The organism is Flagellimonas taeanensis, from assembly GCF_003584105.1.
Taxonomy (GTDB): domain Bacteria; phylum Bacteroidota; class Bacteroidia; order Flavobacteriales; family Flavobacteriaceae; genus Flagellimonas; species Flagellimonas taeanensis.
In genome coordinates this window covers 238,793-264,450 of the sequence record NZ_QXFO01000022.1, presented here as the reverse complement: position 1 = coordinate 264,450, position 25,658 = coordinate 238,793, and the positions used below count along the sequence as shown (strand labels likewise).

At 46.3% G+C, this 25,658-nt stretch carries 16 protein-coding genes; 11 read left to right on the top strand and 5 right to left on the bottom strand.

Annotated elements, in window-relative coordinates:
- Positions 1 to 304: 304 nt before the first annotated feature.
- From D2V93_RS11405 to D2V93_RS11385, 5 genes are all read right to left on the bottom strand, one after another.
- The gene (locus D2V93_RS11405) at positions 305 to 1,636 is read right to left on the bottom strand and encodes a Gfo/Idh/MocA family protein (protein ID WP_119619588.1); all 1,332 of its coding nucleotides are present in this window, start codon (positions 1,634 to 1,636) and stop codon (positions 305 to 307) included.
- A 25-nt stretch (positions 1,637 to 1,661) separates the two neighbouring features.
- Entirely contained in the window at positions 1,662 to 2,576 is a 915-nt protein-coding gene (locus tag D2V93_RS11400) for a formylglycine-generating enzyme family protein (protein ID WP_245978204.1), read from the bottom strand.
- Between the two features lie 60 nt (positions 2,577 to 2,636).
- Complete coding sequence (locus D2V93_RS11395) at positions 2,637 to 3,560, bottom strand: hydroxypyruvate isomerase family protein (RefSeq protein WP_119619586.1); 924 nt, start codon at positions 3,558 to 3,560, stop codon at positions 2,637 to 2,639.
- A 239-nt stretch (positions 3,561 to 3,799) separates the two neighbouring features.
- Positions 3,800 to 5,386, bottom strand: coding sequence for a SusD/RagB family nutrient-binding outer membrane lipoprotein (locus D2V93_RS11390; protein WP_119619607.1), 1,587 nt, complete (start codon positions 5,384 to 5,386; stop codon positions 3,800 to 3,802).
- Positions 5,387 to 5,420: 34 nt separating this feature from the next.
- A complete protein-coding gene (locus tag D2V93_RS11385) occupies positions 5,421 to 8,738 on the bottom strand; it encodes a SusC/RagA family TonB-linked outer membrane protein (RefSeq protein ID WP_119619585.1) in 3,318 nt (1,105 codons plus the stop codon).
- A 372-nt stretch (positions 8,739 to 9,110) separates the two neighbouring features.
- On the opposite strand from D2V93_RS11385, the gene D2V93_RS11380 reads away from it, so the two are divergent.
- The 11 genes from D2V93_RS11380 (at position 9,111) to D2V93_RS11330 (ending at position 25,655) form a co-directional block, all read left to right on the top strand.
- A complete protein-coding gene (locus tag D2V93_RS11380; protein ID WP_119619584.1) occupies positions 9,111 to 9,980 on the top strand; it encodes an AraC family transcriptional regulator in 870 nt (289 codons plus the stop codon).
- Between the two features lie 102 nt (positions 9,981 to 10,082).
- Positions 10,083 to 11,399, top strand: coding sequence for an L-fuconate dehydratase (locus D2V93_RS11375; protein ID WP_119619583.1), 1,317 nt, complete (start codon positions 10,083 to 10,085; stop codon positions 11,397 to 11,399).
- Entirely contained in the window at positions 11,396 to 12,736 is a 1,341-nt protein-coding gene (locus tag D2V93_RS11370; RefSeq protein ID WP_245978203.1) for an alpha-L-fucosidase, read from the top strand. The genes D2V93_RS11375 and D2V93_RS11370 overlap by 4 nt, the downstream gene beginning before the upstream one ends.
- Positions 12,737 to 12,738: 2 nt before the next feature.
- Positions 12,739 to 13,518, top strand: coding sequence for an SDR family NAD(P)-dependent oxidoreductase (locus tag D2V93_RS11365; protein WP_119619581.1), 780 nt, complete (start codon positions 12,739 to 12,741; stop codon positions 13,516 to 13,518).
- A gap of 12 nt (positions 13,519 to 13,530) precedes the next feature.
- Positions 13,531 to 15,018 (top strand): alpha-L-fucosidase, encoded by a 1,488-nt coding sequence (locus tag D2V93_RS11360; RefSeq protein ID WP_119619580.1) that lies wholly within the window; start codon positions 13,531 to 13,533, stop codon positions 15,016 to 15,018.
- Between the two features lie 38 nt (positions 15,019 to 15,056).
- On the top strand, positions 15,057 to 15,914 hold the full coding sequence (locus tag D2V93_RS11355) for a fumarylacetoacetate hydrolase family protein (protein ID WP_119619579.1): 858 nt from the start codon (positions 15,057 to 15,059) through the stop codon (positions 15,912 to 15,914).
- A 63-nt stretch (positions 15,915 to 15,977) separates the two neighbouring features.
- Positions 15,978 to 18,656 carry a glycoside hydrolase family 3 N-terminal domain-containing protein gene (locus D2V93_RS11350; protein ID WP_245978200.1) on the top strand — a complete coding sequence of 893 codons (2,679 nt, stop codon included), beginning with the start codon at positions 15,978 to 15,980 and terminating at the stop codon, positions 18,654 to 18,656.
- 103 nt (positions 18,657 to 18,759) lie between these two features.
- Complete coding sequence (locus tag D2V93_RS11345; protein WP_119619578.1) at positions 18,760 to 19,596, top strand: amidohydrolase family protein; 837 nt, start codon at positions 18,760 to 18,762, stop codon at positions 19,594 to 19,596.
- Positions 19,593 to 21,998, top strand: coding sequence for a glycoside hydrolase family 95 protein (locus tag D2V93_RS11340; protein WP_119619577.1), 2,406 nt, complete (start codon positions 19,593 to 19,595; stop codon positions 21,996 to 21,998). The genes D2V93_RS11345 and D2V93_RS11340 overlap by 4 nt, the downstream gene beginning before the upstream one ends.
- On the top strand, positions 21,999 to 23,387 hold the full coding sequence (locus D2V93_RS11335) for an alpha-L-fucosidase (RefSeq protein WP_245978199.1): 1,389 nt from the start codon (positions 21,999 to 22,001) through the stop codon (positions 23,385 to 23,387).
- A gap of 171 nt (positions 23,388 to 23,558) precedes the next feature.
- Positions 23,559 to 25,655 carry an alpha-L-fucosidase gene (locus D2V93_RS11330; protein WP_119619576.1) on the top strand — a complete coding sequence of 699 codons (2,097 nt, stop codon included), beginning with the start codon at positions 23,559 to 23,561 and terminating at the stop codon, positions 25,653 to 25,655.
- Positions 25,656 to 25,658: the final 3 nt, after the last annotated feature.

The following is a 25,658-nucleotide window of genomic DNA, read 5'->3' as shown; positions in this document are numbered from 1 at the left end:
TTGAGAAAGAAAAGGGTTCATTTAGAGTCAGACCTGCCGTCTTTTTATCAAAACCGAATATTTAAAATAAATTTTGACCAAAATTATTCTAGGTGGTAAAATAACACGGGTTTTCGCGTAAAGTACCTATTCGGTGAGCATAAAATTTCGAAAGGCTTGAAACCCCTTATTTACTAGGTTTTTAAAAGGTAGGTTCTGGTGCCTCCGGCTCCACTGAAACACCCTCGTATATATAGCATTTACGAGGGTTTTATCTCTTCATTGACATTTTGGATGTAGATTCCCCAATCTTTAGAATGCTTTTTCAAAGGATAATGGCCTTGCCTGGTATAGGTATGGGATATTTTCCCTCATGATCTGGTTTTGTTGGCGTGGGAGAATCCCATGTCAAAGCCTCAGGCATAAGTTGAAGGTTGGAGTTCATGGCCTCCTCCCATCTGATTACTTTTCCACTGTAGGTGGCCATTCGTCCCAAAATTGCGCTCATGGTGCTTTTCGCCCCATTCTCTGCATCATTGATGGCACCCTTCTCTCGAATGGATGCAAACAATCTGTTGTGCTCTTCTTGATAAGGATTGTGCCCTTTTGGATTGCTTATGGATTCCATTTCCTTACCAGAGAGGTCATATATCTTGGCCGCACCGGCATCGTTGGTCACCACGGTACCATTGGTCAACTGAAAAGCTTCACCGACCTTGTACATGGTGTTGGGCTGGTGGCGGCACTGACTTGATATGACCGCTCCGCTCGGATATGTAAATTCAACAAAATGATGGTCAAATATTTCGCCATGGTCCGGCCCGGTCCTTACCATTCTTCCTCCCATACCCTGTGCCGACAGCGGGTATTCCCCAATAAACCAATTGGCAACATCAATATTGTGTATATGCTGTTCGAGAATATGGTCTCCACATATCCAGTTAAAATAATACCAGTTCCTCATTTGGTATTCCAACTCCGATTGTCCAGATTTTCTGGGTCGTACCCATACCCCTTCACTGTTCCAATATACCTGTCCTGCCACTATTTTACCCAAACTTCCACTTTTGATGAGCTCATGGGTCTTTATATAATTTTCTTGGTAATGGCGCTGCAGGCCGACCACTACGTTCATTTTTTTTTGATCGGCCAATTTGGCAGCCTCAAGCACTTTTCTTATTCCAGGAACATCCGTTGCTACTGGTTTTTCCATGAATACGTGCTTGTCGTTTTCAATGGCATAGGCAAAATGATAGGGTCTGAATCCAGGTGGTGTGGCAAGGATGACCACATCGGCAAGATCTATGGCTTTCTTGTAACCATCAAAGCCGATAAATTTGTGTTCCTGTTTTACCTGCATCTTTTCAGTATCCTTATATTTTTCATAAAGGTGTCCATAGCTGGAATTCAATTGGTCTTCAAACAGGTCTGCCATGGCAACCAGCTCTACATGATTATCGGCCTCCAACGCTTGGTTGGCCGCACCAGTGCCCCGGCCTCCACAGCCCACAAGGGCTATCTTCAATTTTTTTTCGTTGAACACATTTGCCATGGCACTTGTGCCCAGTGAGGGAAGAACCATAGCCCCTGATACCAATGAGGCTTTTTTTATGAACTCTCGTCTTGCTTTGATCTTGGATTGGTTTTTTGGTTTCATCTATCTATTTGTTTGAATACTCATTTTATTCTTTTCCCCAATAACGGGAATATTCGTCAGGGGAAGGGGTCTCCATTGGCCTTACTACCCTAAATCCCACAAATCCGGCATCGGTAAACCACCATTTACTCCGGGGGAATTGTGGGTCACGCTCCTTCCACACGGGATCTGATGCCATTCGGGAAGCACTGCGCAATTCATCGGATGTACTGTTGAAGGAACCGCCCCTAACAGCCACAGGATATTCTCTCACTGTAGGCTCAAAGGGTAAAGTGGTATCGGTATAACCTTCCTCACTATATTGGTCCAGTGTCCATTCCGCAACGTTTCCGTAGATATCGTACAGTCCCCATGGGTTTGGATTTTTGAGGCCAACTTTATGATACTTTCCTTCACTGTTCTTCTCAAACCATGCATGATCTTCCAATTTTGAGAGATCTTCCCCAAAATAATACGGTCCATCACTTCCCGCCCGTGCGGCATATTCCCATTCCGCCTCTGTGGGAAGACGGTAAAAATGGCCCGTTAAGGCAGAAAGCCATTCACAGAAGGTAGAAGCTGCTTTTTGCGTGATGTTCACCACTGGAAAACCTTCTCCCCTTCCCATACCAAGGCTCATATCTACATAGGGTGTGGTAGCTCCCGACACTGCATCAACGTCCAGGTCAACATCCACGGCCTTGTGTTCATTTTCGAGTTGGTCGATGGCCCGTTCGATGAAAAGATTATACAGTTCCCATGTGATCTCATATTTGGAAATCCAGAAACCGTTCATCTCAATTTCGCGGACGGGGCCTTCATCACTTTTTCTTCCCTCCTCATCCAAGGCACTGCCCATTTCAAATGTACCCGATGGTATGGCCACCATTTCCAGACCTATATCCACACCCGGAATGCCCTGGGTATAGTTTGATTCGCTCTGGGAATATAGGGTGCCCATGGCGCACAATAGCCAAAATAGGGGTGTAATGATCGATTGCTTCATCTCATCTAAAACAAATCAAAATGTATCACTGCTTTTATAAGCCTCGATCACGGCCTGTTCCCCTTCCTTGCCTTTCCTGGAATTGCCATGCTCCATACCCACGATACCTTCAAACCCTTTGGAATGGATATGTTTGAAGACATTCCTATAATTGATCTCACCTGTGGTGGGCTCATTTCTTCCGGGGTTGTCCCCAACTTGAAAATAGGCAATTTCGTCCCAGCATGCATCGATATTGGGAATAAGGTTTCCCTCTTGGATCTGTTGATGGTAAATATCGAAGAGAATCTTGCACGAAGGGCTGTCCACGGCTTTGCATACCTCATATGCCTGAGGGCTATCCGTTAAAAACAGGCCGGGATGGTCACGGAAATTCAACGGTTCCAGTACCATTACCAAGCCATGGGGTTCCAAAAGGGTACTGGCCCGTTTGAGGGTTTCCACCACATGGGCCGTTTGAAACTCTTTTCTCAACCTTAGGTCCACATGGCCTGGGACCACGGTCATCCATGTGGCATTCACTCTTTTGGCAACCTCAATGGATTCCTTTATCTCCGCAAGAAACTTTTCACGAAGTGAAGCATCGCCATTGGCAAGATTGGGCTTGTCCCAAGAAATTGTATGTGCCACAAACACACCCATTGAAATGCCCCGTTTGGCCATGGTAGCGGCCATTTTTTCTTGCAGGTGTTGGGGCCTGCCCTTCATGCCATTGTCCTCAAAGGCGGTAAAGCCGATATCGGCCATAAAATTCAACTGGTCAATAGGGTCTTCCCCTGCCGATTCCTTGAACATTCCGAGGTGTGGGGCATACTTGAGCTTGAACCCTGTCTTCACCTGTTCGGGACTCTCCCTAAAAGCTGACAGTACCCCGATTCCTCCCAAACCCAAAGCAGTGGAAGCAATCATCTTGTTCTTTACAAAATCTCTTCGTTTCATATTTGGATGGTCTTTCACCTTTATTTACATCTATATTACAACCTTCATCTGACTTATACGTTACATTTCTGGATTTTCACAATAAGCATCTCCCCGTATCGGATCATAAGAGCAGGTATTTTCAAATATCGATCGGACTGTCCCTACCATAGTCGCTATCTTATTAAAAATGCCCGGCAGTAAGGGAGATTTACCACCGGGCATGAATTAAAAAAACTAAATCAAAAAAACTAAACTCATCAATCTATGTCCCAAAATATTTTAGTGGATAGGTTATCGTTGCTCTTGACGGCATTGTAATTTTCAGTGTTGTACACCAATTCGCTGTTCGGATAGATCCAGCGATTGGGTGGAAGGGATTGGGCATTGGCCGGGTCGACCCAAAAATCCAGTTCAGGGGCGTTCAGCCTTCTAAGTTCTGCCCAGTTTTCATAGGGTTGGATAACATTGAAACTGAGCCATTTTTGGGTTGCAATAAGGTTCATTTTTTCCTCTTCACTTGTGGCATTGTCCCAACTGACCGCCGCGGATGCGAGGTAATCCGATATTTCGGTATCCCCTAGGGCCACCAGTTCGGGTGAGGTTGCATCATTGCTCAACTCCCTTACCTGATAGTAAAAATTGATGGATTCCGTGATTCCTCTTTCATAAGCCTCTTTTGCCATGGCATCGTTCACACCCATATAGGCTTCGGCCTTCAAGAAGTTCACTTCCCATGCCGTGATGATCAATCCAGGGAAATAATCGTTCCTACTGAGGGTGGACCGATTGTAAATGGTCAATTCACCAGAGTTGATCAAGGTTTCCTGGGTGCCCGGATTCAGCAAGGGGTCCAATCCGATATATTCCTCCTCGGCATTGTTCTCGCCCGGCTCGAACATGGCACGTAGTCTTGGGTCACCATTGGCCAGCATGTGGTCAATCATTGCTTTTCCTGCAATGTTTCCGTTCCAATCCTCCAAACCGGTCTGGAAGCCTTCGGAATCCAATGGGGTACTCAAGTCATAGACGGTGATCTGGATGTTTTCATCATTCGTCTCCACAATTGGATAAGTAGTGGGATCGTTCAGGATCTCATTGATCTCTGCCTGCGCCCTGCTTGAAAACTCCCCTGCTCCGGAAACCCTTGTCAACATCCGCAACCGTAACGAATTGCAGAATTTTTGCCATTTTTCAATATCTCCTTTGTTGATATAGTCCTGGGCCCCGAAACCCACCAAGATGCCTGGGTTGACATTTATGGTTCCCAACTTTCGGGAAAAGTCACTCAAATCATCCAGCATCATGGTATAGAGGTCTTCCGCACTATCGTAAGGGGCCAAGGAAGCGATATAATCGCCACCGTTCTGGCTCAGTTTGCCCGCTTCGGTGAAAGGGATGTCCCCATGGAGGTCGATGGTCACTTGGGTAAAGTCATACAGGTAAATCGTTGCCGTGATCATATAGATTTCGTTCAACGCCTGCTCTTCCGGCGAAAGATTGTTGTATATCTTCTCCAATTCCCTGTACTGGGACAACAGCTGATAATAGTTGCTCCATCGATCACTGATCGAAGCGGCCCCGGGCACATATTGGTTATTGGCGTTTATCCACCCTACGGCTTGGTTGTAATATTGTAAGGTATTGCGCAACACAACAAAATAGTTCCAATAGGCAGGCAATACATATTCCCTATTGGTCTGAAGAAATCCTGTGAACTGCTTGTCCACAGTACCCTGTGATAATTTTGACGGATCTGGGTAGTAGTTTGCAAATTTGTCCTCGGTACAAGAGACAAGCACAACCAACACCAACATCGAAACGATTGTTTTTGATATCTGTTTCATAAAATTTTTCATAATTCAGTTGTTCAACTTTATATTATAATCTCGCCCTTACTTGGAGTCCAAATGAACGGGTAGAAAAACCGTTCCCCACATTGTTCACGTTCTGGAACCAATTTGAACCGGCGGTGGTCTGCTCGGCATCCATATTCTTTATACTCCTATAGATATAAAAGAGGTTTCTGCCAAATAGGGAAAGATCAAGGGACTTCAATCCTATTTTATCCACCACTTTCCTTGCTAGCGAATACCCCAATGATATCTCTCTTAGTTTCAGATAATTGTTCTCTTGTATGTACAGTTCGTAGCGCGTATTGGGGCTATACTGTGGTCCTCCCCAATTATAGACTGTAAAATAGTACTCAGGATTTGAAACGATCACATCGTTCTCAGAGCCATCGGCCTGTACCCCTTCCAAAAGGATACCATCATGGAATACCTGCTCCCCGTTAGGCCCGGAAGTGGCATTGGCCGCTATCTGGACACGGGTGCCATCGTTGGTTTCATAATAGCTGAGTCCCCCTCTTTCCGATGTACTGTAGTTCAAACTTTCTTCGGTTAGACCGCGTGATGTCATCCAATTAAGGGCCGTGGGCATCACATGCCCCCCAATCCTATAATCGGCCAATACATTCAGGCTGAAATTCTTGATGGTCAACCCAGAACGGATACCTCCAATCACTTTGGGTTGGGCATTTCCAACCGTCACAAGGGTATCTGGATCTACTTTATACATCCCGTTGGGGTCAACAATCTTTCTGCCCTGGCTGTCTGTAGCTACCGGGTGGGCCAACAGATCTCCCATGGGCTGCCCTACCCTTGAAACCAATTGGGCCGCATTTCCATCATAATCCGCATGGATGATCTCATCGAGCCCGGGCGCCAATTTTTCTACCTTGTTCCATTGTCTGGAACCTGTGATCCCCAATTCCCAGTTCACGTTTTGGCCGCGTATGGGAAAATATGTCAATCCCACTTCAATACCCGAGTTTCGCAAGGTCCCCACATTTGAGAGGACTGATGAGCCCCCAGCGGTTATGGGAATGGTGAGCCCCAAAATCTGGTCTTGGATCTGAGCATTGTAATAGGTCGTTTCAAAAATGAACCTATTGTCGAACAAATTGGCTTCCACTCCAAACTCATATTCGTGCTTTTCCTCGGGCTTTATGTTATCATTCCCAAAATCGGTGGGCAAGGTGGTGTAGAGTATGGAGGAACCACCGCCCTGTACGCCAAGGTTGTTTTGATTATAGGCAATATTGGCGCTATAAATGCTGGGATAGTTACCCACAATTCCCCAAGAACCGCGTATTTTCAAAAGATTGATCGCTTCGGGCATTGCGAACGCGTCAGAAAGGATGAAACTACTGTTCACCGACGGGTAGATAAAGCTGTTGTTCTGTGGTGACATGGTAGAGGTCCTATCCCTTCTTATCGTTCCTTCAACATAAAAAATACCCTTATAGTCCAGATTGAGCAGACCGATCATGGCATCCTTGATCAGGTTTTCCCTATCATTGTCCTGTCTGGCTTGATTGACACTGGCAGCAACATCGAACCAATTTTCAACACTCAACCCTCCATCCGTGAAGGCGCTGGTATATCTCATTTTTTGTTCTGTTGCATTATAGCCCAAGCGTGCCAAAAGGGAAAAGTCATCATTGATTTGGGCGGTATAGCTCAACAAAAGCTCCCCATATTTGATGGAATTGGTTCGGGTGGACATGCTAAAATAGCCCGAGTTGCCAAAAGCGATGGGTACCTCGTTTGGATTTCTGTTCTCAATGTATTCCGTAGTAAAATCATTGGAGACCCTTCCCCTTAGGGTAAGGTTATCGGCCAGGTCCCACTCCAGGGTCAAGTTACCGATCACCCTATCGCTCCTTTCTTCGGATTGGAACCTGTTCGCTCTGTACAAGTATTCCAGCACAGGCTCCTTATAGCCACCATAAATAATGTTTTCATCGGGTGTAAGACTTTGGTTGGCCCCGGTGACCCAACGATATCCCAAACTGGTTTGGTATCTGTCCTTGTACCATTCGGCACTGTCAAAACGGCTCATCATCCCGCCAAAATTGTTCATAAGCCGATCAATTTTGTAAGGACGGTTGTTCACTCTGCCATTGATATAATCAACAACCAACGTAGATCGGAACCCCTCTGTCCAATTGATCGTGGTATTCAAGTTAAATATGTTCTTGTAGCTGCTTGAATTGGGAACAATGGAACCATTGTCCGAGCGTGTAAAGGAAAAACGTGTATTCGAATTTTCGGTAACGTTCGATACCGATGTATTGTACCTTGTGGTATGTGCCGTATTGAACAATCCAGAGTAACTGTCCTGGGGCAAATAGGGACGTATTTTTCCATCCCAGGCCAAAGTGGGTTGTCCATCGAACCGAGGACCAAAGTTCAACGTGGTGCCTATGAGGCCCCTGGTCTCGTTCACATTATCTCCATCCAGATCGTAGTACAGGAACAAGTTCTCATCCTGTCCAGCATCTGAAATGCTTAAGGGGTAGCCCGGCCCTCTTTCATTTTGAAATTCTGGCAGATACGCCACCCTGTCAAAATTGTAGGCCGTGTTGAAATCAGCGCTCCAGCCTCTTCCTTTTCCTTTCTTTGTGGTAATGAGCACTACCCCGTTGGTGGCTTCAGACCCATAAAGCGCAGCTGCCGAAGCCCCTTTTAGAATGGAAATGCTTTCAATATCTTCTGGGTTGATGTCATTAAGGCCGTTTCCACGTATCCGTTGATCGTCCCAATAGTTACCGTTGTTCACGTCCCCATTCCTGATCGGGATACCATCTTTAATGATCAAGGGAGTACTGGTCCCTGTAATGGACTGTGCACCGCGAATCGTGATATTGACGGCACTGGTGGCGCCTCCCGGAGTTGCTGAGATCTGCACCCCTGGGGCCCTACCATAAAGCGCTGCAGCAATGTTGGGAGTGGCCACCTCTGTAAGGGCCTCGGCCTCTACGGTTGCCGTTGCATAGCCCAAGGCTTTTTTCTCCCTGGTAATGCCCAAACCCGTCACCACTACTTCATTTAGTTGTTCCGTATTTATGGACATCACCACATTGATAACGGTTCTTCCATTGACCACTATTTCTTGGGATTCGTACCCAATGGCGGTGAACCTCAACGTGGCATTCGAGGGCACTTCTATGGAATAGTTCCCATCAAAATCGGACGAAGCGCCATTGGCGGCTCCCATTTGCAAGACAGTAACGCCTGGTACGGGTTGGTTCGTCTCGGCATCGACTATCGATCCCGTCACTGTAATGCTCTGGCCAAACACATACCCTGAGCTTAGCGCAAGCATTAAAATCAAGATTAGCTTTTTTTTCATAAGATTGCGAGTTGTTTAGTGTACTGGTTAAAATTTTGAGTTGTTAGTGAATTTTAATTGTATATTTTGATGATTTTATACATCAAATTCATCGTGTCCTTCCGATGATTAATGCAAATGAATTGTTAAAAAAAAACATTCACCACCTCTTATTTGACATAAAATGATACTTTTTTTGCCCATTATACCTCATTACCTTTATTTTTGGAAATATAGCATGTAAAACGAGTCTAAGAAGTTTTGAATCAAAGCTTTGGACAAGACCCCAAACAAGATTCCAAGTCCCCGGTTTTTGAAAGGTGCCATATGGGCATAGAAACAGAAAAAGCAGCTATTCAATATGTTTATAAATTGGTTTAAAAGCAGAATGGTATGAAGCTTCATTTATTGAACCGTAAAAGTGATGCCAGTTCATCGTTTTCCGTCACCCAAAATAGTTACCCCTACTTTTTAAAAGTTTGGCATTACCATCCTGAGCTTGAATTGGTCTTTATCAAAAAGAGTACAGGCACAAGATTTATTGGGGACAGCATCCAAAAGTTCCAGCCAGGGGAAGTGGTGCTCTTGGGCAAGAACCTTCCCCATATGTGGCTGAACGATGACCACTATTTTGAAGCCGAAGACCCCAATGCCGCCGAAGCCGTGGCCATCCATTTTACAGAAGACTTTTTGGGGGAAGCCTTTTTCAAGTCTGTTGAACTTTCCCATATTGGCCTCATGCTGGAGACAGCCATAAGGGGCATTAAGTTCCAATCAACAGGTACAGACATCCAAAAATACTTTGAAAACATGCCCGTCATGGATTCATTTTCAAAGACCATTGCCTTGATTGAACTATTGAACAAATTGACCAAGCATAAAGACCATGAATTCTTGTCCAGTATAGGGTACATGGACAATTTTGAACAAAATGAAAACAAAAAGCTCCGCAAGGTCTATGGATATATTTTTGATAACTTTAAAAATGAGGTCAATTTAGGTGAGGTGGCCCAACTCATAGGAATGAATCCATCTGCTTTCAGTCGTTTTTTTAAAAGGACACACCGAAAAACCTTCACGCGGTACCTTAATGAGGTCAGGATAGGGTATGCCTGCAAACTATTACTGGAAAACGAAAACAATATCACGGGAACCGCTTATGAATCAGGTTTTAACAACATTTCAAATTTTAACCGTCAGTTCAGGACCATAAAGAAGATGTCCCCAAAAGACTATATTAAATCTTACAAAAAATCAGAATAAATGATAAAAAGGCAAAAAAAGTACCGTTTTTGGTGTTTTTTTTGGTAGCCCATCATCAAATGTACTTCTAATTTTATGCGGGAATTTTCCCATACCAAAACTATGACCACAATTACAGACATTAAAGTAAAAGACATCCGTTTTCCCACCAGCCTGACACTGGATGGGTCGGATGCAACAAATCCCGATCCCGATTATTCTGCCGCCTACGTTATCCTACAGACAGACCATCCCCAACAGATTGAAGGTCATGGGCTCACCTTTACCATAGGCCGTGGCAATGAGGTATGTGTGGCTGCCATCAAGGCAATGTCGCATTTAGTTGTGGGAAAAAGTCTCGAAAGTTTCACCTCGGACATGGGTGCCTTTTGGAAAATGATGACCAGCGATAGTCAATTGAGATGGCTTGGACCAGAAAAAGGGGTCATCCATCTGGCGACCGGGGCCTTGGTCAATGCCGTTTGGGACCTATATGCCAAAATAGAGGAAAAACCCCTTTGGAGACTTTTGGCCGATATGACACCTGAAGAATTGGTATCCTGCGTGGATTTCACCTACATCACCGATGCCATTACCCCCGATGAGGCTTTGAATCTCCTCAAAAAAATTGAGGCGACCAAGCAAGAACGTATCGACCATCTCATGGCACACGGGTATCCTGCCTACACCACCTCAGCTGGTTGGTTGGGATATTCGGACGAGAAAGTGAGGCGATTGTGCCGCGAGGCAAAGGAAGAAGGTTTCAAACACCTCAAAATGAAAGTGGGCTCCAGCCTTGAGGACGATATGCGCCGGGCTGCCCTAATTCGGGAAGAAATTGGCCATGACATCAAATTGATGATGGATGCCAACCAAAAATGGGATGTCCAGGAGGCCATTGACAATCTTGCACAATTGAAAAAATTTGACCCATGGTGGATCGAGGAACCCACAAGCCCAGACGATGTCCTAGGGCATGCCAGAATCGCCAAAGCCATTGCCCCCATTAAAGTGGCCACGGGTGAGCATTGCCAAAACCGTGTCATCTTCAAACAATTGATGCAGGCAAAATCCTTTGAAATCTGCCAGATAGACAGCTGTAGGGTGGGCGGTGTAAATGAAAACTTGGCCATAATGCTCATGGCTGCCAAGTTCCAAATTCCCATATGCCCCCATGCCGGAGGTGTTGGTCTCTGCGAATACGTACAGCACCTGTCCATGGTGGATTATATAAGCATCAGTGGCAGCATGGAGGGTCGCGTCATTGAGTATGTGGACCACCTCCACGAACATTTTTTGGACCCGGTGACCATTAAAAATGGAGCATACATGCTCCCGCTCATGCCTGGGTATAGCATCCAAATGAAAAAAGAATCCTTGAAGGACCACACCTTCCCGCAGGGAAAAGTGTGGTCCTCCCATCAAACAGCAACCTTATGAGGTATATAATGAAAAATTCCGTGGTTCTGTTACTTTTCCTCAGCACATTGGCACATGGCCAAGGACAGAAGGATTATAGCCCTTCCCCAGAAAACCTGGAAACAAGGCATTGGTTTCAAGAGGCCAGGTTCGGGCTGTTCATCCATTGGGGCGTGTACAGTATTTTGGGTGATGGCGAATGGGTCATGAACAACCAGAACATTTCCATTGATGCCTATGAAAAGTTGCCCACGTTCTTCAATCCAGTAGCCTTTGATGCGGAGGAATGGGTAAAAATGGCCAAGGATGCGGGCATGAAATACATTACCATTACCAGTAGGCACCACGATGGCTTCTCCATGTTCGACACCAAGGCCAGTTCTTACGATATTGTGGACAGCACTCCTTATGGAAAGGATGTTTTGAAACAGTTGGCCGATGCTTGCCATAAAGAGGGAATCAAACTGTTCTTTTACTATTCCCTGCTGGACTGGCACGAAGATGATTACTATCCAAGGGGAAGGACAGGGACCAATATTCCCGGCAGGGGTACGGGCGATTGGGACAAGTACATCAACTTTATGAAGGCCCAGCTCACAGAGCTTTTGACCAATTATGGGGACATTGCCGGCATTTGGTTCGATGGGCATTGGGACCAAAAAGAATGGGACGGCAAAAAATTTGGAAAACTCCAAGTGGATTGGCATTATGATGAAATCTATAAATTGATCCATGATCTTCAGCCCCAGTGTCTTATCGGAAACAACCATCATTTGGCCCCGATAGAAGGAGAGGATTTCCAGATGTTCGAAAAAGACCTGCCCGGAAAGAACACTACCGGCTTTGGCACCCCGGCATCGGATATTGGGCAGTTGCCCTTGGAAGTCTGCGAGACCATCAACGGATCATGGGGCTTTAACCTTCAGGACAGAAGCCATAAATCGGAAAAAGAGTTGGTTCACTATATGGTAAAGGCCGCAGGTCATGGAAGCAACTTGTTGCTCAATGTTGGCCCCATGCCCAATGGGAAAATTCAGGAAGAGCACAAGGAATCCCTCAAAAAAATGGGGCAATGGATGCGTGAAAACGGGGAAACCATCTATGCCACATCAGCAGGACCTGTCCCTCCTACCGAAGAAATGGCCTCTACCCAAAAAGAAAAAACAATATACCTGCACCTACTGGAGCAGGACGACAAAGTGTTCGTGAAGGATTTTGACCTCAACATCAAAACGGTCAAACTCTACAAGGACAAAAGTACCTTGGTGCATCAAAAAAACGGTTTTGGATTGCTGGTCCAAATCCCAAAAGACAAGTTAGATCCCTTGGACACTATCATAGAAATCACCTTGAAATAAAAATGGCATCCTTCAACTATAACAATAAAACGGTATTGATCACAGGGGGCGGCAGCGGAATAGGCGAAGCCCTCTCCAAACAGTTTGCCATCAATGGGGCCAACGTACATATTTTGGACTTTCAATGGGAAAGGGCCCAACACGTCGTTGAAGAAATAACCAACTTGGGCCATAAGGCCCAAGCGCATCTATGCGATGTTTCCAATCATGGTCAGGTCCAAAAGGTAATCGACTACATTGCCGCCGACCATTCATTGGACGTACTCATCAACAATGCAGGCATTGCCCATGTGGGCAACATTGAAGACACCTCGGAATCTGACCTCGACCGACTGTATGAAGTGAACATCAAAGGGGTCTTTAATTGCATGTATGCCGTTATTGGAAAAATGAAAGAACGGGACTCGGGGGTCATCCTCAACATGGCATCGATTGCTGCCTCAGTGGGTATTCCGGAGAGGTTTGCCTACTCCATGACCAAGGGTGCCGTATTGACCATGACCTATTCCGTGGCCAAGGACTATGTGGGACATGGCATCCGCTGCAACAGTATCTCCCCTGCTCGCGTGCATACCCCTTTTGTGGATGGTTTCATTTCCAAAAACTATCCAGGCAAGGAACAGGAGATGTTTGAAAAACTCTCCAAGACCCAACCCATTGGCCGTATGGGAAAACCAGAGGAAGTGGCCAATCTGGCCCTTTACCTCTGTTCGGATGAAGCTTCGTTCATAACAGGCACCGACTTTCCGATAGACGGGGGATTCATCAAATTGAATGCATAAAACAAGAAGAATATGACCCATAGCAGAGCAACATTCAACAGCTCTTTGATCCTACTCCTTTTGATGATTTTTGGGCAACTTTCGGCCCAAGCCGTTTATGAGGACGAACGCTATGTTCCTGAGACCGATCCTTTGGTCCTTGAAAAATTGGAGGAATGGCAGGACCTGAAATTTGGATTGCTCATGCACTGGGGGCCCTACAGTCAGTGGGGTATCGTGGAATCTTGGTCGATTTGTCCAGAGGAATATGGTTGGTGTGAACGAAAAAAAGGTTCCAATCCCACTAATTACTTTGCGTACAAAAAAGAGTATGAAGGTTTGCAGTCCACTTTCGACCCGGTCAAGTTCAATCCCGAAAAATGGGCCAAGGCCGCCAAAAATGCCGGCATGAAATACGTGGTCTTTACCACCAAGCACCACGATGGCTTCAGCATGTTCGATTCAAAATACACGGATTATAAAATCACCGACCCCAAGACCCCTTTCAGTAAAAATCCCAGGGCCAATATAACCAAGGAGGTCTTTGATGCCTTTCGGGGAGAGGGGCTTTGGGCCGGCGCCTATTTTTCAAAACCTGATTGGCACAATCCCAATTATTGGGATCCCTACTATCCTCCAAGGGACCGGAACGTGAATTACGAACCAGAGGCCAATCCCGAAAAATGGAACAAATTCGTGGAGTTTACCCACAACCAGATCTTGGAACTGCTCACGGATTACGGTAAAGTGGACATTTTATGGCTCGATGGGGGTTGGGTGGCACAAACACCCAAATCCGAGATCACCAGCTGGTACGACCAACAACTTGTGAACAATCACAATGGGTATCTCAAACACCGTATCGTGAACCAGGACATCCATATGGACGAGTTGGTGGAAAAGGCCCGCGAAAAACAGCCCGGTCTTATCGTAGTGGACAGGGCCGTGCACGGAAAAAACCAAAACTACTTGACCCCGGAGAACCGTGTACCCGAAAAGGCCCTTCCCTACCCTTGGGAATCGTGTATGATTGCCGGTGGTGGTTGGTCCTATGCCTTCAATGCCAACTATATGAGCACCAAAAAGGCCGTTCACACCTTGGTCGATATTGTGGCCAAAGGGGGCAACCTGCTGTTGAACATTGCCCCTAGCCCAGAAGGCGAATGGGACCAGGGGGCCTATAACCTCCTACAGGGCATTGGGAACTGGATGGACACCAATAGCGAGGCAGTCTACAGCACGGAGGCCATCGCTCCCTATAAATATGAAAAGGTCTGTCTCACCTCAAAACCGGACGACACCCTTTATCTGATCTATTTGATGGATGAGAATGAGGAGACGCTTCCCGATACCATTGAATTTGTGGGTCTTCCCAAGGAAAGCATCAGAAAGGCCACCATCTTGGGAAGCTCTGGGAAGGTCAAATGGAAAAAAGAAGGCGACACCACAGTTTTCATCATTCCATCATCGGCCAAGAACAGCCTGAAGGGAACCGTGGCATTTACGATCAAGTTGAACTAAGTCAAAAATAAAATAATAACCAAAGCCAGAAAAGATATATGAAACTGATACGATTTGGAGAAACAGGAAAAGAAAAACCGGGGATACAGACCGAAGATGGAAAATGGTTGGATGTCTCGGCCTTTGTCCAGGATTATGACGAAGCATTCTTCGGGGATGATGGCATTGCCCATTTGAGGGAATGGCTCGGAAAAAATGCCGCCCATTGTCCCGAAATTCCAAAGGAAACCCGATTGGGACCGCCATTGGCCAGACCTTCCAAGCTTGTGTGTGTGGGATTGAACTATGCAAAGCATGCCGAAGAGTCAGGGATGGCCGTTCCGACGGAACCTGTACTTTTTTTTAAATCGACAACCGCCATATGCGGCCCCTATGACGAGGTCATCATCCCCAAAAACAGTGTAAAGACCGATTGGGAAGTGGAACTGGCCATCGTAATGGGCAAAAAAGCTTCCTATATTGAAGAATCGGAAGCCTTTGATCATATTGCCGGTTACGTGCTTCACAACGATATCAGTGAAAGAACCTTCCAGATCGAGAAGGGGGGACAATGGTGCAAAGGAAAGGGCTGTGACACATTCGCGCCACTTGGTCCCTACATTGCCACCACCGATGAGATCAAGGACCCGAACAATTTGGAACTGTGGCTGGACGTCAATGGGGAGCGTTTGCAACATTCATCCACATCTGATTTTGTTTTCAATGTCCAAGAAGTGGTTTCCTACATCAGCCAATATATGACCCTATTACCAGGGGATGTTATTTCCACCGGGACCCCTTTTGGTGTTGGTCTTGGCTTTACCCCTCCCAGATATCTCAAACCAGGAGATCGTATGGAGCTGGGGATTGAAGGTCTGGGAAAATCAAAACAAACCTGTATTGCATATAAAAAATAGGAACTTGGACATCTCAAGAGTTATCCAACACATTTTTCAAAAATGTCCAGTAAAAAATCAATAGTGATCATTTCAATTATGGATAAGGCCAACATTAGGAAAACAATCGTCACCCTTTGCTTATTGACCTCTGTTCTGTCCCCAAACCTTTTCGGACAGACGGGGAATCGCTACAAAAACCCTGAACTTTCTGTGGAAGAGCGTGTGACCGATCTGTTGTCCAAAATGAGCCTTGAAGAAAAAGTCCGCCAAATGGATATGTACAAGGGGGAATTTTTCGTGGACGGACAGAATTTTTCCGTGGATAAGGCAAAAAATAAAATAGGCAGTTTGGGCGTGGGCGCCATCCATGACCTTTATCCAGAATCCGCGCAGACCATTAACGACCTTCAAAAATTTGTGATCGAAAGCAACAGATGGGGCATACCGGCCCTTATCATGGAAGAAATGCTCCATGGCTATATGGCGGAGGGAAGTACCGCCTTTCCCATGAACATTGGCTTAGGGGCCACATGGGACACGGAACTCTTGAAGAAGGTCGGGGAAGTGATCGCTACGGAAGCAAGGGAACATGGGGTCCACTTTGGTCTTGGCCCAAACTTGGATATTGGTCTGGAACCCCGTTGGGGAAGGATTGCCGAAACCTTTGGGGAAGATGTGTATTTGGCCGGTGAATTGGGAACCGCCATGGTCCAAGGGCTTCAAGGTGAAAGTTTGGCCTCCAATCGCTCCATTATTGCCGAACCCAAGCATTTTGCCGTGCACGGCATACCTCAGGCTGGTGGAAACTCCTCCCCTGCCCTGGTCGGCGAACGTACGGCGCGGGAAAGTTTCCTGCCATCCTTTCAAAAAGCCTTCATGAAAGGGGGTGCCCTCGGTACCATGTGTGCCTATTCCGAGTTGGATGGTATTCCTTGTGCCTCGAACCATTGGCTGTTGACAGAGGTCCTACGAAATGAATATGGTTTTAAGGGCATCGTGGTTTCTGATCTAGGGGCCATCAAATACCTTCAGACCACACATAAGGTTTCCGATTCCCCAAAAGAGAGCATTCGACAAGCAGTATCGGCTGGAGTGGACATGCAATTTTATGATTTCAGCAATGAGTTTTGGCAAGAGACCTTGATAGCATTGGTCAACGAAGGCCAATTGAGCATGAAAGCTATTGACAGGGCCGTTGGGGGCGTACTTCGACTTAAATTTATGCTAGGGCTTTTTGAAAATCCGTACACCAGTGAAAAATTGATCCAGGAAAGGTTCCACTCAGAAGAGCATCAAAAAATTGCCTTGGAAGCTGCCCTCAAGTCGATTGTATTGCTCAAAAACCAAGACGGTCTTCTGCCTTTGGACAAAAACATCAAATCGATAGCTGTCATAGGCCCCAATGCGGACCAATCGAGATTGGGAGGGTACGCTGTTAAAAATAAGGTGGCAACAACCGTTCTTGAAGGAATCAAACAGACCGTTGGCCCCAATACCCTTGTGCAGTATGAAGAGGGCGTTCCCCTGATTGTAAAAGGGCAGGTCATTCCATCCGAATATTTGTTTGTTCCGGATGGATCGCAGAACGGCCTGAAGGGTGAGTATTTCAACAACAGAAACCTAGAAGGTGAGCCGGACTTGGTAAGGATAGACAAGCAACTAGGCTTTGATTGGCCCTGGTCGCCCGGTATTGGTGTGGACGATGATAACTTTTCCATCCGGTGGACCGGTTATATAAAAAGTGACAAGGCATTTGATGGCTGGCTGGGATTGAGTTCAGATGATGGCATCCGAATGTGGTTGGACGATCAATTGGTCATTGACAATTGGAGAAAGGGAAGCACAAACATTGTCACAGTACCCCAAAAAATAGAGGCTGGCAAAACCTATAAAGTCCGCATTGAAATGTGGGAAGGAGGCTGGGGAGCTAGGGCACATTTGCGCTGGAACAGGGAAAAGGTCAATTTTCAACCTGCCCTGGATCTGGTGAAAAAGTCCGATGTGGCCATCGTAGTCTTGGGAGAATCCAAGGAATTGGTGGAAGAGAACAGGGATGTCGCCACTTTGGATCTTCACGGCATGCAAAACGAACTCATACAGGCGATACAACAGACCGGAAAACCCGTCGTGTGTGTCCTGCTCAACGGACGCCCCCTATCCATCAACTGGGTCCAGAACAATGTTCCGGCCATAGTGGAAGCATGGTTTCCTGGGGAACTTGGAGGAAAAGCGGTTGCACAAGTGCTTTTTGGGGAGTACAATCCCGGCGGGAAGTTACCTGTCACCTTCCCCAAATCCGTGGGACAACTGCCCATCTATTACAATCAAAAACCCTCTGCCATCCATAGATATGTGAGCGAGAGTGAAAATCCATTATATGTCTTTGGCCATGGTTTGAGCTATACCACTTTTGAATATTCCGATATCAAAGTGGATGCTCCAGAGATACAAAAAGATGGAAATGTCACGGTTTCCGTATCCGTAAAGAATACGGGGGATTTAGACGGAGAAGAGGTGGTACAACTTTACATCAATGATGTATATAGCAGTGTGACCACCCCCGAAAAAACATTGAAGGGATTTAAACGGATCTTTCTCAAGAAGGGAGAGACCAAAAAAGTCACCTTCACCCTCACACCTGAAGAACTTGCCGTCTGGAACAAGGAAATGGAATATGTGGTCGAACCGGGCAAGTTTGAGGTGATGATCGGAGGAAACAGTACGGATTTGATCAGAACCAATTTCACGGTATTGCCCTGATCGGTGGGTGCCTTGAACAATCAATATAGGTCATGGTCCAACTTGTTGGAGCATCCGACACCAGCGAAACGGAACTGCTGTCAACCTTGAAGACAGAAAATTTATGAGCAACGTAAAAATCGACAGTCACCAGCATTTTTGGAAATACCATCCAAACACACATGAATGGATCGGTCCTTCCATGGAGGCCATTAAAAAAGATTTTTTACCTGCGGACCTATATCCCTTGCTGCAAAAAAATACCATGGATGGCTGTATTGCCATCCAGGCACAGCAATCCGAAACTGAAACCTTGTTTTTGCTGGACCTTGCAAAGCAACATCCGTTTATAAAGGGAGTTGTGGGCTGGCTGGACCTATGTGCCGAGGATATCGGGGAAAAACTACAGGAGTATGCAAAAAATCCATTGTTGAAAGGATTACGGCATGTTGTCCAGGATGAACCGGACGACTATTTTATGCTCCGCCCCGAATTCCAAAGAGGGCTATCCCTATTGGAAAAATATGACCTCACTTATGACATTCTTATCTATCCGAAGCATTTGTCCCCTGCATTGGAACTTGTAAAACTGTTCCCTGACCAATCTTTTGTCTTGGACCACATCGCCAAGCCAAATATCAATGGAAAGATAGATCCTAACTGGGAACACTATATGGGTGAACTTGGCAAACGGAAGAATGTGTATTGCAAGGCTTCTGGAATGGTCACGGAAGCGGCTTGGGGAAAATGGTCCAAAAGTGATTTCATCCCCTATCTGGATGTGGTGTTCGATTCCTTTGGTGCTGAGCGAATCATGTTCGGTTCGGATTGGCCCGTTTGTCTGCTCTCTGCCGAATACGAACAAGTAAAAGATATTTTGATCCAATATCTGACCAAATATCCGAAGGAAACCCAAGAACAGATCATGGGAGGAAACGCCCAAAAATTTTATAGAATATGATCGCCAAACCCAATACTTCTCTCACGACGAAATCCTTTGTGTCAAAATCGACATGGGTGCTGGTCTTCGTTTTGGCCACTATCTTTTCCAGCTTGAAAGCACAGGATTCCGGAAAAGTTTTATGGTATTCCGCCCCAGCCAAAGAATGGATGCAGGCCCTTCCTATTGGCAACGGCCGTTTTGGGGCCATGGTCTTTGGAAATCCATTCAAGGAACACCTTCAACTCAACGAGGACTCCATGTGGGCGGGAGGACCGGATTGGGAAGACACACGGGGAACCCCCGAAAATCTGGAGGAGTTGCGACAATTACTGCGTGAGGGCAAAACTACAGAGGTGGATAGCCTGATTGTTGAAAAATTCTCCAACAAGACCATCCTCCGCTCCCATCAAACCATGGGCGACCTTTTCATTGATTTTAAAGAAACCGGGGAAATTTCCAACTACCGAAGGGAACTCGACCTCGACCAAGCGTTGGCATCTACCTCCTATACCCTTAACGGTGATCATTATACCCAAAAAGTATTTGCTTCCCAACCCGATGATGCCATGGTCATGGAGCTCACCACCACATCCCCGAAAGGTTTGAACCTCGAACTTTCCCTAAGCAGACCCGAAGACCACGGCAAACCCACGGTGAGTGTCTCCAACCCTTCCCCAAATCAAATCAGCATGGTGGGGCAAGTGACCCAATATGGCGGTAAGCGGTTCTCCAAACCCTTGCCCATTGATCATGGGGTACGTTTTGAGGTACGGTTACAAGTTGTGGCTCCTGATGGAAAAATCACAGCCAAGGAAGGCAAGGTCTCCGTCAAAGGGGCAAGAAAGGTTTTGATCTTTATCGTGGGCAATACTTCCTTCTATCATGGGGACAGCTTTGCTGAAAAAAATAAGGAGACCCTTTCCAACATCACCCAACAATCATTTGAATCGCTATTGGAGCGACATATTTCAGACTACCAACAACTCTACCATAGGGTCGATTTTGAGCTGGATGAAAGCAACATGGCCCATCTTCCTACGGATGAACGCCTACAACGCTGCAAAGAAGGAAGCACTGATTTAGGATTGCAATCCCTGCTCTTTCAATATGGAAGGTATTTGCTGATTTCCTCTTCGCGCCCCAATACCAATCCTGCCAATCTGCAAGGGATTTGGAACGAACATCTTGAAGCACCCTGGAATGCCGATTACCACCTCAACATCAACCTACAAATGAACTATTGGCCGGCCGAGGTCACCAATCTCAGTGAGCTCCACCAACCCTTTTTCAATCTGATCGACAGGGTATTGGAAAGAGGGCGAAAGACCGCCAAGGGGCAATATGGCATTACCCGGGGCAGCATGGCCCACCATACCACAGATCTTTGGGCCACCCCATTCATGAGGGCCGAAAGAGCCTATTGGGGATCGTGGATCCATGGGGGCGGATGGTGTGCACAGCACTATTGGGAGCATTACCAATTCACCCAAGACAAAGATTTTTTAAGGAATAGGGCCTATCCTATCTTTAAGGACATTGCTTCTTTTTATCTGGATTGGTTGACTTGGGACACCAAAAGCCAAAAATGGATTTCCACACCGGAAACCTCCCCGGAAAATTCCTATTACAACCAAGAGGGCAAATCTGCCGCGGTTTCCATGGGGAGTGCCATGGGACATCAAATTATTGGAGAGGTGTTCGATAATTTTCTGGAAACGGCCCAAATATTGGGTATCGAAGACGAACTTGTGGAAGAGGTGAAAACCAAAAAGGCTTCCCTTCATCCCGGGGTAGTTGTTGGAAAAGATGGTCGTATCTTGGAATGGAACGAACCGTATGACGAACCCGAAAAAGGACATCGCCACGTGTCTCACCTCTATGCCCTACACCCAGGTGATGACATTACGGAAAACAATCCCGAAGCCTTTGCCGCTGCCCAAAAAACCATAGATTACCGATTGGAGCATGGCGGTGCCGGAACCGGTTGGAGCCGTGTCTGGATGATCAATATGAACGCCCGTTTGCTGGATGGCGCCTCTGCGGAGGAAAACATCCAAAAATTTTTCCAGATCTCTTTGGCGGACAATATGTTCGATATGCACCCCCCTTTTCAAATCGATGGTAACTTTGGCTATACCGCCGGGGTGGCAGAACTGCTGATCCAATCGCACGAAGGATTCATCCGATTGTTGCCTGCCCTCCCTCCCAACTGGAAGAACGGAAAAATAACTGGCCTAAAGGCCAGGGGCAATGTTGAAGTGGATATGAGTTGGAAGAATGGTACCTTGGAGGAAGTTGCCTTTCGTTCCCCATCAGACACAAACATTTCCGTAAAATATGGCTCGTCCTTCGTTGACCTACAACTAAGAGCCAATGAGGAAATCCAGCTAAATGCAATGCTTAAAAAACAGAACGATTAAATGACCCTACATAACATGACATTGCCATTTCAAAAGAACATTGTACAAGTGGTCAACAAGTTGACCCCATTGGGTCTTATCATCTTGTTCTTTTTGATATCGGTCCCTGGAACGGCACAAAATAATTTGCAAACTGAAGAGAAAATGCAGTGGTTCCAAGATGCCAAATTGGGTATTTTCATCCATTGGGGCCTATACGCCGTAAATGGGATTGATGAGTCTTGGTCTTTTTTCAACGGATATATTTCGCATAACGATTACCTGAAACAGACCGATGGATTTACGGCCAAAAACTATGACCCTTTGGCCTGGGCCGATCTCATCAAAAAAAGTGGGGCCCGTTACTCCGTCATTACCTCAAAACACCATGACGGATTTGCCCTTTGGGACAGCAAATTTGGGGATTTCAATGCCAAAAAGGCCTCGGCGGCCAAAAGGAACGTACTCTCCCCTTTTGTGGATGCCATTAGAAAAGAAGGAATAAAAGTGGGCATCTATTATTCGCTTCCCGATTGGTCCTATCAAGACTACACCCACCACACCCGGGATTCCATGCGGTACAAACTCGCGGACGACCCCAAACGATGGAACACCTTTTTACACTATTACCAAGGACAGCTCACAGAACTTTCAAAAACCTACAATCCAGACCTTTGGTGGTTTGACGGGGATTGGGAGCACACTTCTGCAGAGTGGGAAGCCCCCAAGGTACGACAAATGCTGCTTGATCAAAATCCCCAGACCATCATCAATTCCAGATTACAGGGACATGGGGATTATGCCACTCCCGAGCAAGGCATGCCCGTCACCCGCCCCAAGGACGACTATTGGGAACTCTGTATGACCATGAATAATTCGTGGGGGTATCAAAAAAATGACCATGACTACAAAAGCCTGGATCAGTTGATCGGTATTTTCACCGATGTCATTTCTGCGGGTGGAAACTTATTGTTGGACATTGGCCCCAAAGGAGATGGTTCCATCCCAAAGGAACAGGAAGAACTGTTGACCGGTTTGGGACGTTGGACCCAAAAGCACAAAGAGGCCATTTTTGGTACTGTTGCCGGTATCCCAAAAGAACATTTCTATGGTCCCACTACGCTTTCAAAAGATAAAAGTATCCTGTACCTTTTCGTAAAAGGAAATCCGAACGGGGAAATTGTGCTCCGTGGAATAAAGAACAAAATCAATCGGATATGGGTTGTGGGTGATGGCACCAAACTCTCCCACAAAGTAGTGGGAAAAATTTATTGGAGCCATTATCCAGGCATCAAATACATCCAGGTCCCGGACTACGTTTTGGACAAAAACATGACCGTGCTGGCCGTGCTCTTGGATGGTGAAATAGAGTTGTACCGGGAAGATGGTTCAGTAATTGAAAGCAATTAAAATGATGAGGGTCACAAGAAATCGTATGTTGCGCAATACTTCGGAAAATGGGGTTGTGCGACAATTTGACCCTTTTGAAAATCAAAAATCCAACCCTGAAAACAACCTGCTCCACACCTGAAAATGGGTAGCGAAGGAGATTGTGTTTCTTAAAAATAAACCTTTGAAAAAATGATTCGAAAAGCCTACATCCTAACCTTGCCCCTGGTCTTGCTCTTTGTAGCTTGCCAGACTGTGGAACCGCCCAAAGCTGTTGGCCCAACCCCTTCACAACGGCAAATGGATTGGCATGAACTGCAATATTATGCCTTTGTCCATTTCAACATGAACACCTTTACCGATATGGAATGGGGCACAGGAGGAGAATCCCCTGCCCTTTTCAACCCTACCCAACTGGACACCCGACAGTGGGCCAAAGTGGCCAAAGATGCCGGGATGAAGGGAATCATTTTAACTGCAAAGCACCATGATGGATTCTGTTTGTGGCCCACCAAGACCACGGAACATTCCGTTAAAAATTCACCTTGGAAAGATGGAAAAGGGGACGTGGTCCAAGAATTGGCCGATGCCTGCAAAGAGCATGGTCTAAAATTGGGATTATATCTTTCCCCTTGGGACCGCAACAACGAACATTATGGGAAACCGGAATATGTGAAGATCTTCCATGAACAGTTACGGGAACTATTGACCAATTACGGGGAACTCTTCGAGGTATGGTTTGATGGTGCCAATGGAGGTTCCGGATACTACGGAGGTGCCAACGAAACCCGAAAAATAGACAACAAAACCTATTACGAATGGGAAAAGACCACCGAGATGATTCGGGAATTACAGCCCAATGCGGTCATTTTCAGTGATGGCGGACCGGATATACGCTGGGTCGGCAACGAGGAAGGTTGGGCCAACGAGACCAACTGGAGCGTGATGCGAAGGGATGAGATCCATCCTGGATGGCCGCGATATGTGGAGTTGCGTTCGGGCCATGAAGATGGGACACATTGGCTGCCCGCAGAGGTAAATACCTCCATACGTCCTGGGTGGTACTACCATCCCGGTGAGGACCATCAGGTAAAAACTTTGCCCCGTTTGGTGCAAACCTATTACGAATCCATCGGCAGGAACGGAAACTTTTTGTTGAACCTTCCGGTGGACGATAGAGGTTTGGTGCATGAAAACGATGTACAACAATTGATGGCCCTGAAAGCACAAATCGATACCGATTTTGCCCAAGAACTGGCACAGGGAAATACTGCCAGTGCCTCGAATGTCCGTGGCAACAGTTCCACCTTCAATGCCGAAAAGGCCATCGATGGGGATTTTGAAACCTATTGGGCCACAGATGACGGAACAACACAGGCTTCCATCACCATCAGTTTGGATAAGCCCACCAAAGTCAACCGCATACTGCTCCAAGAGTATATTCCTTTGGGACAACGCATCAAAAAATTCACGGTAAGTGCCGAAGTGGATGGAACATGGCAAGTTTTGGATGAACAGACCACTGTGGGGTACAAACGTATTCTTAGATTTGAAACCGTTACCGCTACCCAAATCAAAGTGGATGTTTTGGACGCCAAAGGCCCAATTACACTCTCCACGCTTGAGCTCTATAATGCCCCTCCCCTTTTGGTGGACCCTAAAATCACCAGAAATAGGGATGGGATGGTCTCCATTGAAATACCGGACGATGAAGTGGATGTCTATGTGACCACCGATGGGAAGGAACCAACAACGACCTCCAAAAAATATGACGCCCCATTTTCTGTTTTGACCCCAACAAACGTAAAGGTCATTGCCGTGGACCCGAACAATGGACAACAAACACAGACGGTGAGCCAATACTTTGATCTGGCCAAAAAAGATTGGAAAGTGGTTGGGGCCCTTCAAAATGATACCGATATGGTTAAACTTATGGATGATGATCCCAATACTTTTTGGGCAACGGATGAAAATTCTTCGAACAGCAACGAGATCACCATAGATTTGGGAGCATCCCATACACTTACTGGATTTAGCTATTGGCCCATCCAAGAACGCTATCCGTTTGGAATCATCACCAAGTATGAATTTTGGGTAAGTCAGGATAACCGAACATGGAAGTCAGTATCAGAAGGGGAGTTCAGCAATGTGGCCAACAATCGCATTGAACAAAAAATAAATTTCAATCCAACATTGGCCAGATATATAAAATTGAATGCTTTGGAAAAACACAATGGTGATACCAGGACTTCCTTTGCTGAAATCGGTGTGTTCACCACAAATCAATGATAT